The organism is Marinoscillum sp., from assembly GCF_965229915.1.
GTDB lineage: Bacteria > Bacteroidota > Bacteroidia > Cytophagales > Cyclobacteriaceae > Marinoscillum.
The window spans coordinates 3473735-3487864 of the sequence record NZ_CBDDJZ010000001.1; the positions used below are offsets into that span (position 1 = coordinate 3473735).

General features: G+C 42.6%; 17 protein-coding genes. 6 read left to right on the forward strand and 11 right to left on the reverse strand.

Going from position 1 to position 14130, the window contains the following annotated elements; all coding sequences use genetic code 11:
* Window positions 1-176: 176 nt before the first annotated feature.
* Window positions 177-1300, forward strand: a protein-coding gene (locus ACO067_RS14800) for an IS3 family transposase (protein WP_421869815.1) whose coding sequence is annotated in 2 segments (ribosomal slippage) — window positions 177-432 and window positions 432-1300 — 1125 coding nt in all. Because the reading frame shifts where the segments join, the coding sequence is not laid out codon by codon here.
* 139 nt (window positions 1301-1439) lie between these two features.
* Here ACO067_RS14800 and ACO067_RS14805 read toward each other — a convergent pair.
* The 3 genes from ACO067_RS14805 to ACO067_RS14815 all read right to left on the reverse strand — a co-directional run bounded on the left by ACO067_RS14805 (window position 1440) and on the right by ACO067_RS14815 (window position 2965).
* Window positions 1440-2258, reverse strand: a complete 819-nt coding sequence (locus ACO067_RS14805; protein WP_421875302.1) for a hypothetical protein — start codon at window positions 2256-2258, stop codon at window positions 1440-1442.
* A gap of 6 nt (window positions 2259-2264) precedes the next feature.
* Window positions 2265-2507, reverse strand: a complete 243-nt coding sequence (locus tag ACO067_RS14810) for a hypothetical protein (protein ID WP_421875304.1) — start codon at window positions 2505-2507, stop codon at window positions 2265-2267.
* A gap of 164 nt (window positions 2508-2671) precedes the next feature.
* Window positions 2672-2965, reverse strand: a complete 294-nt coding sequence (locus ACO067_RS14815) for a GIY-YIG nuclease family protein (RefSeq protein WP_421875306.1) — start codon at window positions 2963-2965, stop codon at window positions 2672-2674.
* Between the two features lie 212 nt (window positions 2966-3177).
* Here ACO067_RS14815 and ACO067_RS14820 point away from each other — a divergent pair, with 212 nt between their 5' ends.
* Window positions 3178-4992, forward strand: a complete 1815-nt coding sequence (locus tag ACO067_RS14820) for a PAS domain-containing sensor histidine kinase (RefSeq protein WP_421875308.1) — start codon at window positions 3178-3180, stop codon at window positions 4990-4992.
* A gap of 1 nt (window position 4993) precedes the next feature.
* Here ACO067_RS14820 and ACO067_RS14825 read toward each other — a convergent pair whose 3' ends face one another.
* Complete coding sequence (locus tag ACO067_RS14825; RefSeq protein ID WP_421875310.1) at window positions 4994-5869, reverse strand: alpha/beta hydrolase; 876 nt, start codon at window positions 5867-5869, stop codon at window positions 4994-4996.
* 65 nt (window positions 5870-5934) lie between these two features.
* On the opposite strand from ACO067_RS14825, the gene ACO067_RS14830 reads away from it, so the two are divergent.
* The 3 genes from ACO067_RS14830 to ACO067_RS14840 are packed head-to-tail and all read left to right on the forward strand — an operon-like array spanning window position 5935 to window position 7432.
* Entirely contained in the window at window positions 5935-6717 is a 783-nt protein-coding gene (locus ACO067_RS14830; protein WP_421875312.1) for a DUF6597 domain-containing transcriptional factor, read from the forward strand.
* Between the two features lie 57 nt (window positions 6718-6774).
* Window positions 6775-7224 carry a DUF6265 family protein gene (locus tag ACO067_RS14835; RefSeq protein ID WP_421875314.1) on the forward strand — a complete coding sequence of 150 codons (450 nt, stop codon included), beginning with the start codon at window positions 6775-6777 and terminating at the stop codon, window positions 7222-7224.
* A gap of 49 nt (window positions 7225-7273) precedes the next feature.
* Window positions 7274-7432 (forward strand): hypothetical protein, encoded by a 159-nt coding sequence (locus ACO067_RS14840; RefSeq protein WP_421875316.1) that lies wholly within the window; start codon window positions 7274-7276, stop codon window positions 7430-7432.
* A 24-nt stretch (window positions 7433-7456) separates the two neighbouring features.
* Here ACO067_RS14840 and ACO067_RS14845 read toward each other — a convergent pair whose 3' ends face one another.
* Together ACO067_RS14845 and ACO067_RS14850 are read right to left on the reverse strand one after the other, a co-directional pair.
* Window positions 7457-8929: a flotillin family protein gene (locus ACO067_RS14845; RefSeq protein ID WP_421875318.1), complete on the reverse strand. Its 1473-nt coding sequence runs from the start codon at window positions 8927-8929 to the stop codon at window positions 7457-7459.
* Window positions 8930-9514, reverse strand: a complete 585-nt coding sequence (locus tag ACO067_RS14850; RefSeq protein ID WP_421875320.1) for a hypothetical protein — start codon at window positions 9512-9514, stop codon at window positions 8930-8932.
* A gap of 190 nt (window positions 9515-9704) precedes the next feature.
* Between ACO067_RS14850 and ACO067_RS14855 the strand changes: the two genes are divergently transcribed.
* On the forward strand, window positions 9705-11012 hold the full coding sequence (locus tag ACO067_RS14855; protein ID WP_421875322.1) for a pyridoxal phosphate-dependent aminotransferase: 1308 nt from the start codon (window positions 9705-9707) through the stop codon (window positions 11010-11012).
* Here ACO067_RS14855 and purU read toward each other — a convergent pair.
* The 5 genes from purU to ACO067_RS14880 form a co-directional block, all read right to left on the reverse strand.
* Window positions 11009-11872, reverse strand: coding sequence for a formyltetrahydrofolate deformylase (gene purU, locus ACO067_RS14860; protein ID WP_421875324.1), 864 nt, complete (start codon window positions 11870-11872; stop codon window positions 11009-11011). The genes ACO067_RS14855 and purU overlap by 4 nt on opposite strands.
* A 61-nt stretch (window positions 11873-11933) precedes the next feature.
* Entirely contained in the window at window positions 11934-12536 is a 603-nt protein-coding gene (locus tag ACO067_RS14865; protein WP_421875326.1) for a trimeric intracellular cation channel family protein, read from the reverse strand.
* A 17-nt stretch (window positions 12537-12553) separates the two neighbouring features.
* Window positions 12554-13480 (reverse strand): tRNA epoxyqueuosine(34) reductase QueG, encoded by a 927-nt coding sequence (gene queG / locus ACO067_RS14870; protein WP_421875328.1) that lies wholly within the window; start codon window positions 13478-13480, stop codon window positions 12554-12556.
* 6 nt (window positions 13481-13486) lie between these two features.
* Entirely contained in the window at window positions 13487-13780 is a 294-nt protein-coding gene (locus tag ACO067_RS14875) for a DUF6922 domain-containing protein (RefSeq protein WP_421875330.1), read from the reverse strand.
* A gap of 9 nt (window positions 13781-13789) precedes the next feature.
* Complete coding sequence (locus ACO067_RS14880; protein ID WP_421875332.1) at window positions 13790-14062, reverse strand: SelT/SelW/SelH family protein; 273 nt, start codon at window positions 14060-14062, stop codon at window positions 13790-13792.
* Between the last annotated feature and the right edge of the window lie 68 nt (window positions 14063-14130).

Genomic DNA, 14130 nt, shown 5'->3' on the forward strand with positions numbered 1-14130 from the left:
TAAGAATGGCCATTTAATCAAAAGGAAAGGGCAAATCTGGAGGATGTCGAGTAATCACTCATTTGGTGATTGATTATCAGGCTATTTACCTACTTAGTATTTATGATAAGCTGTAAGCTTCCCTAAAAATAGGACTGTTTGAAAGGCGACAAAAATTGTACATTTAAACAGTCAAGATGAAAAAGCGAAGAATATCAGAGGCGCAGATAGTCAAAGCGCTCAAGGAACATGAATCAGGCAGAGATCAAGAGAGCATCTGCCGTGAATATGGCATCCATAAGTCTACCCTCTATAACTGGAAAAAGAAATACGGAGGTATGGAAGCCAATGAGTTAAAGAAACTCAAGGAGTTGGAAGAGGAAAACAGACGCTTGAAACAGATGTTTGCCGACTTAAGTTTGGACCATCAAATACTGAAAGACGTACTGTCGGGAAAGATCTAAAGCCCTGCATTAAAAGGGAGAAGGCTGACATCATCAGAGAACGTTTTACTGTTGGTGTTGGCAGGGCTTGTAGGATACTGAGCCTATCCAAATCAATGTATTATTATCAGAGCAGAAAGGATGATCATGAGGTGATTGATGTCCTTAATCGATTAGCTGACAAACACCCTACAGAAGGGTTTTGGCAGCTGTTCGACAGGCTTAGGAAACAAGGTCACCCCTGGAATCACAAACGTGTATATCGAGTCTATAAATCGATCGGAATGAACTTGAAGCGAAAGCGTAAAAGAAGGCTTCCAGCGAGAGTTAAGCAACCATTGGAAGTTCCTGCATCACCTAACCATACATGGTCAGCAGATTTCGTTTCCGATAGCTTGATTACTGGACGGAAGTTTAGAGCTTTTAATCTCATTGATGATTTTAACCGTGAAATACTGGCCATTGAAATCGATACTTCTTTACCTGCTGAAAGGATCATTAGAGTCCTTGAAAAGACTATTTTCTGGAGAGGTAAACCACAACGAATCCGAACAGATAATGGCCCTGAGTTCATTTCCAACACACTGAAGAATTGGTGTCAGGAAAAGCATATTGAATTAGCTTATATCCAGCCTGGAAAACCGATGCAGAACAGCTATATAGAAAGGTTTAATGGAACTTACAGAAGAGATATACTGGATGCTTATTTATTTGATTCACTTGAATCGGTAAGGAAGAAGACCAGTGAATTTGCTGAAGACTATAACCTAGTCAGAGGGCATGATTCCCTGAGCAAACTATCTCCCGTTCAGTATCTGAAATACCAAACTAAGAATGAAAACTACCAGAATGAATTTTGTAAATATTTAGAGAATTAGTCTATTTGATCCCAGTCCTAATAATGGGGAGGTTACAAAGCCTTGATAAGGTTTCTTTGACCGATTCTGAGTTGAAGGACTTACTCAGTTGGATTGAATGGTAGGTTAAGAATTAGTCTAATTGTAAAGAAGGGTTTTTTTATGCCATATTCCAGCTTGTCTGCAGAAAGAACAGACCAGATTTCGTTGGTTTATATATGTTGTATGAGCTTGATTGCGATTCTTTTAGCTCAATAAAACCTCCTTTAATTAGTTCGGCTATTTCGTCATTGTAATCATCAACATTTATAGAAGATCCATTCAAACTTCGACTTAAAACATAATCGATATCTTCATTTCCAAAATTCTTATATATCAAATCAAGTTTCGATTCTAATTGCTTGGACAATTCTTCCAATTCTTTTTTTGTTGATTGAGTAGACGTGCTTTCTTGCGAATTTGAACCTAAACCAGAATTGCCAATGATTGAAGTAGAAATTAATTCTTGCACTTTGCTTTCAAGAGATTCTACTTCACTTCTAGCTTTCAGCTTTTCATCTCTTTCCTGTTCTAACCTTTTTTCTAATTCAGTTACTTTTTTGAGTTCCTCCTGATACATTTCACTAGATACTATTCTTTTTGGGGCGCTGAGTTCATTCACTCTTGGGGTAACCCTGTTTTCAAAGATGTTGGTAATGTATCGAGTAGCATTGATGAGAATATATGTGATAAAAAGTAGGCCAACTGACCAGAGGACATTCAGTCCAAGCTCGCCTAAGATTTGCCAGAAGTCATTGTATCTTAGATGGTCACTGATGTACTCTACCTTAGATTCGATAGTTCTATTCTCCTCGAATGCAAACACAGCATAGATTGCTTCCCAGTTTCGAGCAAACCAGACAAGAGCGAATGTGCCAAGAAAAGGGTTTTTGGATTTGTGAGCGATGTTGTTCCAGATTGATGAAAGTGGATTGTCCATTGTTATTCAAAATAGCGGTGTGTGAAAGTTAGTGAATTTTTCTTTGAGCCTTCTGTCATCCTGATGCATATCAGGATCTAGAAGGCGAGCAGGATAAATGTCGAAGAAGATGCTGAAATAAACCTGCCTGTCGGCATACAGGTTCAGCATGACACCATGGAAGGCGAGTAGGGTAAGTGTTACGAAGATCCCGAAACTAGTTCGGGATGACGTCACAGATTGGTGATGGTTTTCGCATCTTTCTGTCATGCCGAACTTGTTTCGGTATCTGAAAGATGCTTTACGAAATGTCAAAAGAGAGGCCACCCTGAGCCTTGGTCCGCCTGGAAGATCTAGGTCTTTATAAATGGTCAGGAAATTGACTTTCAGATCCTGAAATTCTTCAGGATGACGAAAGTCAAAAAGAACTCTGTTTAGTATTCATCATTAATCTCATCGAATAGATCCTTCAGCTCAGGATTCATTTCCTTGATCAAATTCCATTTCCATTCACGGTGCCAATTTTTAAGTTGCTTTTCTCTATCTATCGCATCGGGGATTCGTTGAAAGTATTCCCAATAAATCAGATCATAGCACTTGTATTTGGAAGTGAAGTGAGTTTCATTGGCTCGGTGCTCGAGTACTCTGGCGGCAAGGTTATTCGTCATTCCTATGTATAGAACTGTTCTGTTCTTATTTGACATGATGTAGACATAACCTGGCTTCATAGCGGTATGTGAAAGTTAGCGAATTTTTCTTTGAGCCTTCTGTCATCCTGAGCTTGTTCCGCTCGGCGAGTCAGGACTAGATGGCGAGTAGCGTAAAGAAGGTATAAGATCCGACCTTCCACAAAAGACTCGATTAATCGAAAAACCATTTCCAACCTTGGTCTGGAAGGGAGGAATCGCTAGTTTGTCTATCCCAATTTTTTTCAGCTTCAATGGAACGACTGTATACAGATGATAAGGCTCTGGAGGAAATCCAGAACAAGATTGTTAATCAAATTCTGGTACTTATATGTCTACTGGGGTCTTTGGTTGTTTTGCTATCATTTGCTCGAACAGAACAGGGAGCCTTTAGATTGAATTCATACGTTCACGCCACAGTACTCCTGATATTTACCCTGGTTACCGTAATCAGAAAGAAACTGAGTGCCAGGTCCAAGATTCTGGTTATCCTCACCACTCTTGGGGTAGATATCTTCTTTAGCATCTACAGTGGTGGCTACTTGGCATCAGCCAAAATTCTACTGGCAGTCATTCCGGTATTCATATCCTTCATCTTCCCATTTAGAAAAGCCGTCTACTCGCTCTTCATACTTCTCGTCATCTATGCCATCATGGGCTACTTTTTTATCTCTGGCGTGTTTTTATCAGAGTTTGATGCCGAACGCTACTCGGTGGATAGCTTTGCCTGGGCATTTGATTGTGCCGTGATTCTCTTCTCATCTTATGGGCTCTTATATATCGGTAAGGAATACAACAATACGCTTTTGGAAAACACCCTGTTGATCAAGTCACAAAGCACAGAAATTCTAGATCGAGAGAAGAAATATGAAACACTTTTTCATAGCTCAAATGACGCCATACTCTTATTTCAGGACCAGGTGTTTGTGGATTGCAATGTGAAGTCTCTGGAGCTTTTTGGATGTGATCGGGAAGACCTGATTGGGAAAAACCCGGTGGAATTCAGTCCTCAACACCAGCCAGATGGACAGGAGTCTGCAGTCAAAGCGAAACGCTTACTACAAGCCACATACCAGGGGAGTCCGCAGCAGTTTGAATGGGTTCATTCCAGATTGGATGGCCAACCATTTGATGCTTTGATCTCGTTGAGTCAGGTGGTGCTTGATAATACCACTTATGTACAAGCCGTGATCAGGGACATCACCAGACAAAAACAAATAGAGCGCGAGCTGCTGGCTCATCAGGAGCATTTGGAAAAACTGGTAGAAGAGAGGACTACATCACTTGAGCGGACCAATAAGCAATTATTATCAGCCAATAGTGAACTTCAGTCGACACTGGATGAGTTGCAAAAGACTCAAGCGCAACTAATAGAAAGTGAAAAGCTAGCGTCTATTGGAGTACTGACAGCTGGTGTGGGTCATGAGATCAACAACCCTCTTAACTTCATATATGGAGGGCTTTATAAATTGAAAGACACCTTTGAGTATTCACATGAATATGACGCGGCAGAACGTGAAGAACTCCGTAAAGAGTCGATTCGGGTTATCGATACTGGGGTGAGCCGGATTCGAGATATTGTCAAAAGCCTTAACCATTTTAACCGAACAAATGATCAGGCCCTGGAACCATGCAATGTGCACGTGGTTCTGGATAACTGCATTAACATTCTCAATCATGAATTGAAGGATCTGGAGGTAAAAAAGTCTTATGTAGATGATGGATTGTTTGTGTTGGGAAATGAAGGGAAACTACATCAGGTATTCTTAAACCTCATTCATAATGCTAGCCAGTCTATCCAGGGAGCAGGAAGTGTGGAGATCATCACGGGTATTAGGTCATCTGATGATGTTGGGTATGTGACCATCAAGGATACTGGGGCAGGAATTCCATCAAGTGAAATCTCTAAAGTGTTTGATCCATTTTACACCACCAAGCCACCCGGAGAGGGAGTGGGTCTGGGGCTGTTTATTGTGTACCAGATCATCAAAGAACTAAACGGTAAAATTAAGATCGAATCCAAAGAAGGGAGCGGTACACTTATTACGGTGAGTTTTCAGAGTGTTTAACTCACCTCATGCTTTCCAGCCAATCAAATAACCGCTCTGTCCAGGAGCCGGTATACCCTTTTTCGTAGCCCAGTCCAAAACCATGTCCTCCATTTGGGTAAATGTGCATTTCGGCTGCAACACCATTTTTGATGAGGCCTTTGTAGAAAGTCAGGCTGTTATCTACCAGTACCGACTTATCATCCGATGCATGAATCAAAAAAGTAGGTGGAGTATTTGCTGTAACCTGCTTTTCATTGGAGTAGTAGTCAATCAGATCTTGCGAGGGATTTTCACCAAGCAAGTTATTTCTCGACCCCATGTGGGTAATTCCTTCCTGCATGGAAATCACAGGATAAATCAATACCATGAAATTTGGACGGCTGTCTTCATCAAAATGAGTGCCTAGTGTTGAGGCCAAATGGCCACCTGCTGAGAAGCCCATGACTCCCACTTTGTCTGGGTCAAGATTCCATTTGGAGGCATTCATTCGCACCACCTTCATCGCTTGTTGAGCATCCATTAAAGGCGATTTATGAGGTTCCAGATTGCTATCATTGTCGGGTAGACGGTACTTTAGCACGATCCCAGCAATGCCTTGTGCATTGAGTAGTTTGGCTATGTCAGTACCTTCCCAGTCATAAGCCAGGTATTTATATCCACCTCCGGGACAAATCACAACGGACTGACCAGTGGTATTTCTTTTAGAGGGTAAATACACTTCTATGGTGGGATTCTGCACATGAGAGATTCTCACAATATTGCTGGAATCAGCAAATTCCACTTCAGCGGATGGTTTTGCATTGGGGATGTCATTTTGCCAAAGAGGAAGTACATAATTCTGAGAGAAGACCGTGGATGAGCATGTGATCAAAAAGCCGAGAATGTAATAGCGCATATATTTTATTGATTAACTCTATAAAGTTAATGGACTTCTGTTTTTGACTTTATATTTAGCGACTTATGATCTACCGCAGAAGGGAACCATCCAGAAAACTCGCCAGTCTCATTGAATGCTTCTGGGTAGTTGATAGTGAAGGCGACGCTAGTGTTTTTCCACAAAAGATCATTCCAGATGGATTTCCTGAGTTGATTTTTCATTATGGTGATCCTTATAAAATCAACATTGCAGGAAATTGGGAGATGCAGTCAAGGAATCTGTTGGCTGGACAATTGACCAAGTATTTTTACCTGGAAAATACGGGTGTTTCAGGGATGATAGGAGTGAAAATGAAGCCTTGTGCTCTTTATAACCTATTCGGTCTGAATATGTCCGAGTTAGTAGACAAGGTATTGTCTGTGGAGGAAGCTCTTCCACAACTAGAAGTCCCGGAGGCTAGCTTGGATGGGTTCGACTCATTTTGTCATAAAATGGAGGAAATCGTCCTGGATGTCAATACCATGCAATCCAAGGCTGAAAGGGCTGCTGAGCTCATTGTGGATAAACACGGCCTACTAGACCTGTCGACAATTACCGACCACTTGGATATTGGGGCAAGGCAATTGGAGAGGCTTTTTAAAACTCAAATTGGTCTGAGCCCAAAATTTTATTCAAGAGTAGTTAGGCTGAGCTATATATTCCAGCAAGTGCAGGAGGGTGATTACAGTTGGGCTCGTTTGGCATATCTGGCAGGGTTTACAGATCAGAGCCATTTCATTAAGAATTTCAAGGAGTTTACAGGTGAAGATCCTTCGAAGTATCGTTTTGATCATCCAGACATGGCAAATTTCTTTCTCAAAAAGTGATGTCGTTTTTTTACAAGATCAAGAGATGAGCCTACATTTTCTTTGATTCAAAAAAAGATGAAATCATTAATGACTATTATGGGTTTGGTGTTGCTTCAGGTGTGCACCGCCCAATCAAACTATTCCATCAGCCAACTCTCCTGGATGGAAGGTAAATGGGAACGAACGGATATAAAGCCAGGTAAGCAAGGCTTTGAAATTTGGAGCATGACGAGTTCTGGTTTGAGTGGCTCGGGGATTACCATGACCGGCAGTGATACTTCTTTCGTTGAGAAACTGAAAGTGGCATTCATAGATGGAGAACTTCATTATGTAGCAGAGGTGCCTCAAAATCCGAAACCTACTCTTTTCAAGGTGACCGAATTGCGGAGTGGATACTTGAAATGTGAAAACCCAAATCACGATTTTCCTAAGGAGATTACTTACGAAAGGAATAACGATCAGCTCAAGGCAGTCATAGCCGGAAATGGACAATCCATGTCCTTTTTATTTAGGAAAATGCAATAAGAGTGTAATAGTTAGGTGAGTTTAGCTACTAACTTTCTAAATTGAAATCATGGATATACTCTTCGGCGTTATTTTGGAGGTGCTCTTTTTGGGCTGGTTCAAACGTGCACACAATCCATTTCACAAAGTATTTGTGGTGCTGGCATGCTTGTTATTTGCCGTTGTTCTGGCGGTTATTGCCTATGCCATGGTCGCAAGTTTTACATAAAAAAGGGGCTTAAAGCCCCCTTTATCATTTTTTATTACCATCCGTTTTCGGTGGGTCAATTTTTTTTGGAGGCTTAGGTTTCGACTCTTTTTCTTCATTCTTGGCTTTTACCTCTTCGGCCATTTCCTGTATCTCTTCTGTTGATTTGCCTTTTAAGTAATCAGGCAGCTCCATCCCGGCCATGCCAAACATCTCCTGTAGTGGAGGTACTGATTTATATAGCCCGGATATAAAATTAGCTGTAGACGACTTGTCGCCGGCACCGTTTCCACTGTCCCATACAGTCACCTTATCAATCTTGATATTCTTGATAGCTTCTGTTTGAAGTTTAACTAGCTCGTTGAGTTTATCAGCGACAATCAATAGCACCGCATCTCTAGAGTTGTTACCAGCGGCGTTCACGATTTGCTTGAACCCTTCCGCCTGTTTGGTCAGTACTTCATAGATACCTTTTGCCTCCGCCTCTTTCATAAAGAGAATTGCATCGGCCTCACCACGTGCTTTTCTTCTGATTCGCTCAGCCTCTGCTTCTGCGGCTATCTCCACTTTTTCCTTATCGATTTGAGCGGGGATCACAATATCAGCCGTTTGACTTGCTTTGTCTCTTCTTGCTCTGGCGTTTTCAGCTTCCTGCTCTGCTGCGTAGGCTTCTTCCAGTGCTTTCGCGGATTGCACTTTTTCAGCTGCAATGGCTATTTTCTGAGCTTCTGCTTCTTTTTCACGTCTTGCTGCATCTGACTGAGCAATTTTGATCTTCGCTGTGTTTTCACCTTCTACGGCAAGTGCATCTGCAGATGCTACTTGTACCCGTTGGTCCTGATGGGCGTTTGCTTCACCTACTGATCCATCTCTGTCTTTTTCTGCCACGCTTTTTCTCGCATCGTTGATTGCTTTGGCGGCAGCTTCCTTACCAAGTGCTTCGATGTAACCTGACTCGTCTTTGATGTCGGTTACGTTCACGTTGATAAGCTTCAGACCGATTTTTTTCAATTCAGCCTCTACGTTTGAAGCCACGTTGGCCAGGAATTTATCCCGGTTGCTGTTGATCTCTTCAATGTCCATGGTAGCCACTACCAAACGAAGCTGACCGAAGATGATGTCTTTAGCCAGATCGTGAATGTTTTCTTGAGACAAGCCAAGTAAACGCTCAGCCGCATTGGTCATGATGCCTTCTTCGGTGGAAATACCCACTGTAAATCGTGAAGGCACATCCACACGGATATTTTGTCTGGAGAGTGCGTTAGTGAGCATTACCTCTATAGAGATTGGGGTCAGATCCAGAAATTCATAATCCTGAATGATTGGCCAAATGAATGCCGCTCCACCATGAATACATTTGGCTGAGCGGCCTAGATCGTCAGATCCTTTGCCTACCTTACCATAAACCACCAGGATGCGGTCCGATGGGCAACGCTTGTACCTGTTGAACAAGCCTATCAGCAGTACAAATACGAATATGACTACTGCGACAATGATGAATAAAAAAGTGCTTGACATTTACTTTGATTTAGTGACTATTAGTGTACCATTAGGCGTAATTTCTATGACCGTAACCACCGCTCCAGTCGGTAGGTCTTTCTTGTCGTCGGTGATCGCATCCAGTTCCCGCAGAGAACCTTGCACTTTGATGCTGATCTTCCCAATATTATCTCTGGAGGCCCTTATGGGTAAATAGACTTCACCAATACCTCCGATCGCATTTTTCACAGACATATTGCCTGAGTCAGATAGTTTGCTGAAGTAGTAGAAGATAGCAGCCATTAGTACCATCATGCCCACGCCTGCAGAAAAAGACCAGATCATAGATTGGCTAACAGACATGCCAGAATCCAGGCAAGCGATACCCGTCCAGGAGAAGAGTGTGAAAAACCCAACGAAGTTTTTAATGGTGAAAAACTGGAAACCAGCGCCATCGTCGGTTTCTACATCAAAATCTGCAGAGCCGTCGTGATCTAATTCACCTCCGATAAATGTCATCACTGTCTGGATCAGAAAGATCAGGGTAAATGGAATAGCCAATCCCCAGTAAACCTGTTTGATTGTAGAAAGTGAATCCCACCAGTCGGAAAAGTTAAAATCCATAATTAGCGGTTTAGTTGTGACCTAAATTATGCATTTTTTGTAATTATTGGTTCAATCCGTTCTGGAAAGAAATTTTTATTTATCTGTCAAAACACATCTGTTGTAAAACTCATTTATTTAAAATAATCTTTCGTCAATTTTCAAAATACCTGGTGTTTCTCCTACCTTCGTAGCTTATTTTTTGGAAGGTATGCGACAGAAATTACTGAGAGACGGAGCAAGTGAGCTATCATACGAGATCAGAGGAATAGTGAAAAAAGCGGAGCAGCTAGAGCAGCTTGGCTATGAGATTCTTTGGGAGAATATTGGGGACCCCATTCAAAAGAATCACAAGCTGCCCGAATGGATGAAAGACATTATAGCCGGGCTGCTGTATGAAGACAATACTTATGGCTATAGTCACTCAAAAGGCGTTTTATCTACCCGGCAGTTTCTGGCAGATCTCAATAATCAGCGCGGTGGAGCGCAGATTGGTGCTCAGGACATTACCTTTTTTAACGGTCTCGGGGATGCTATACAGAAGATCTATCAGTACTTGCTGCCTACTTCTCGCGTCATTGGACCATCACCTGCATACTCTACGCATTCCTCAGCGGAGGCAGCTCATGCTAATCACCATCCGATCACGTATAAACTGGATCCGGACAATTCCTGGTATCCGGACATGGATGATCTGTATTACAAGGTAAAATACAATCCGAGTATTGTGGGTATTTTGATCATCAATCCGGATAATCCTACGGGGATGGTCTACCCCAAAGAGATCCTGCAGCGAATGGTAGATATTGCCAAGGAGTTTAACCTCTTCCTGATCTGCGATGAAATCTACATGAACATCATCTACAATGGTGCTACCACCTGTACACTGGCAGAAGTAGTTGGTGATGTGCCGGCTATTTCTTTGAAAGGGATTTCGAAAGAGTTTCCCTGGCCGGGAGCGCGATGTGGCTGGGCGGAGTATTACAATCGAACCAATGATACGGAGTTTGCCCGTCTCTGTGAAACCATCGATAATGCCAAGATGATTGAGGTAAGCTCCACCAAACTTCCACAATTGTCGATTCCCAGAATCATGCAGGATGATCGTTATCCAGCCTTTATCGAGCAGGTAAAGGATAAGATAGGAAGCCGGAGCACTTACCTCAATGAGGTGTTCAGTGATGTACCCTATGTGAAGTTCAACCAAACAAACGGAGCTTTTTACAACACCATGATTTTCGAGCCAGGAGTGCTCAAGCCTAATCAAAAGCTAAAGATCGAGGACCCTAAAGTCCAGGAGCTGCTGGATAGCTGGCTGGGGAGTAGTAGCATGACCATGGACAAGCGATTTGTGTATTACTTGCTGGCGGCCAAGCAGGTGTGTATCGTTCCTATTTCATCTTTCGCCTCTGATTTACTTGGGTTCAGATTGACCTTGTTGGAGGAAAATGAGGAGTTGATTGCTAAGACTTTCGAACGAATTAAAGAGGGAGTGATTGAGTATTGTGAGTCGGTTTAATCAAAAATCACCGTCTTGTTATTGTGAACCAGGGCCTTACGCTGTAGGTGAATCCAAATGGCTCTGGATAATACAATCTTCTCCAGGTCTTTGCCTTTACGAATCAAATCCTCTACCGTGTCTTTATGGGTAATTTTGGTTACATCCTGCTCCAGGATAGGGCCTGCATCCAAATCAGCGGTCACATAGTGACTGGTCGCGCCAATGATTTTAACCCCTCGTTCATAGGCTCTATGGTAGGGCTTTGCTCCTGCAAATGCAGGCAGGAAACTGTGATGGATATTGATGATCTTGTTTGGGAAAGACTGGATAAACTCATCACTCAGTATCTGCATGTAACGAGCTAGAATCAGGAAATCAATGTCCAATTCGGTCAGCAAGGTCATCTGAGCCGCTTCGATCTCGGACTTATTTTCTTTATTGATTTCAAAATAGTAAAAGGGAATATCATATCGTTTGGCTACTTCCTCATGCATGCGATGATTTGAAATGATCGCTGGTATTTCTACTTGCCATTCACCCGAATAGTGCCGGGATAGGATGTCATAGAGACAATGAGATGCTTTGGATACAAACACGGCCATTCGTGGTTTTTTATCTGTAAAGTGTAGCTGCCATTGCATCTCATACTCATTGGCGATCTGTTTGGCAAACGAATCCCTTATTTGCTCCTTAGGAATGTCAAACCCATCCAGCTCCCATTGCACACGCATAAAGAAAATCCCTTCGGACTTTTCCACGTGTTCATCCAAATCTATGATGTTGCCATTGTGTTCAAACAGGAAATGCGTAATGGTGCTGATCAGTCCTTTGCGGTCTGTACAGTGTATCAATAAGATGGCATGATTTTTTAAACCCATAGTCTTCAAATTAATAAAAATGGGGTTGACTATTCTTGGGATGGTAAATCTATGATTCCTTTCAGGAAAAATCTGGTAGTTTCCAGTGGTATTTCACAGCCAACACCCGAAAAATAACAATGAAGCTTGCCGTCACGATTACATTGACCACTTGATCAATACCGAGAAAATCCATCATCACGTAAACCATGCCTCCGGCAATGCAGGTTAAAGCATAAATCTCTTGTCGAAAGATTAAGGGAATTTCATTGCAGACAATATCTCGAATTACTCCACCAAATACGGCAGATACCATACCCATCATGATGGCAATGACCGGATGTACTCCAAGCGTTAGCGCCTTTTGCAATCCCAAAACGGTAAAAACGGCAATCCCGACCGTATCAAACATGAAAAAGGTGCGGCGTAGCTTGAGGACAGCTCGACTAAAAAACATGGAGATAACCACTCCCGAACCGATCATGATCAGGTAAATCAGGTCATTCATCCAGCCAACGGGGGTACTGCCAAGTAAAACATCACGCACTGTACCACCACCAATAGCCGTAATGAACCCCACTGCAGCAATGCCGAAGATGTCCAGCTTCTTGTCACGGCCGGCAAGCGCTCCACTAATGGCAAAGACCATAGTGCCGACAATATCGATGAAGTAGAGGATGTTCACGCCACGAAGGTAGCAGTTCAGTCTTTCTTTTTGATAAATTCCAAATTCCTTTTCAGTCCGGAGTATTTGGTGCGCTTAACCGCTGACTTTTTAAAGACTTTTCGAAAGACTTCTTCAGTCATTTCTTCCCAGTCGCTTTTGGTAAACTCTTGCCATCCCTGAGGTTGGAAGAGTGGTTCCTGATGCGGTTTGGAGAAGCGGTTCCAGGGGCACACATCCTGGCAGATGTCACAGCCAAATGCCCAGCCTTCCATCTTATTCTTAAACTCAGCAGGGATTTCTTCTTTTAATTCTATGGTGAGGTAGGAGATACACTTGCTTCCATCTACCACATAGGGTTCTGGAATGGCATCAGTGGGGCATGCATCCTGACAAGCTGTGCAGGTGCCACAATAGTCTTTCATTGGTCCGTCAGCTTCCAGCTCCAGATCGATGATCAGTTCAGCCAGGAAGAAAAAGCTGCCCATCTGTCGGTTGAGGAGCAGGGAGTTTTTCCCAACCCAGCCAAGGCCTGATTTTGCTGCCCAGGCGCGTTCATGAACAGGTGCCGAATCTACAAATACCCGACCCTCTACAGCGCCAATGGATTCTTCCAGACGATGCATGAACTCTTTGAGTTTGTCTTTGATGACGAAGTGGTAATCCTGGCCATAGGCATACTTCGCAATTTTGGGTTTTTCTTCCGATTGACGGGTTTTTTGTGGGTAGTAATTATATATCAGTGACACCACTGATTTAGCTCCCGGCACCAGCTTCCTGGGGTCCAGTCGCTTGTCAAAATGGTTTTCCAGGTAGCTCATTTTCCCTTGATAGCCTCTTTTGAGCCACTCTTCCAGTTTGGGGGCTTCTTCTGCCAGAAATTCGGCTTTGGAGATTCCACAAAAGGAGAAGCCCAATTCAGAGGCTATTTTCTTAACCAGTTGTGTTGACTTAATCGTATTCAAAGGATTTTAATAACTCCCGTGTTTTGTAGTCGATTGATTCTTCTCGAAGCATTTGAATTCACTTTTGGGAATTTCAAAGTAGATAGAAAGGAAGTTAACAGTTTTTTTATCCAGAGTCTTACTTTTAATGGAAGCATCAATAATCTCTTCACTGGAATAAAGCCGATTCAGCAATTTCCAGTCCTCCAGCGTACCCATGCTAACCACACGCTGAATAACATGAGATCTATGTCGTCTAAAGTCTAGTGCATTTGGGTCTGTATCCCAAAATAGCCAATTTGAAAATTCTTGATTACCCACAGCGTAAAGTTATTTTTTATCTGAGTGTCCCAGACTCTTTTGCGGGGCTATTTTGTCTCGCACTAGTTGCTTGAGTTCTGTTATCTCTGGATGCCTTCCAGCATCTTTCCTTGAAAAAACGAGATGGCCATTCACATACACATTGAAGTTTCCGCCTGTGCCTTGCCTGAGTGTGACTTCATCCAGTTCTTCTGAAAAAGTAGTGAGCAGCTCCTGAGCCATCCAGGTTGCACGAAGCATCCATCTACAGAGTTTGCAATATTCTATGGTGACATTTGACATGGACTAAAGTTACCAATGTATAGGCAACCCAATGGGTGCCTCTTTGATAATTCTTATCTTTTCGGAAA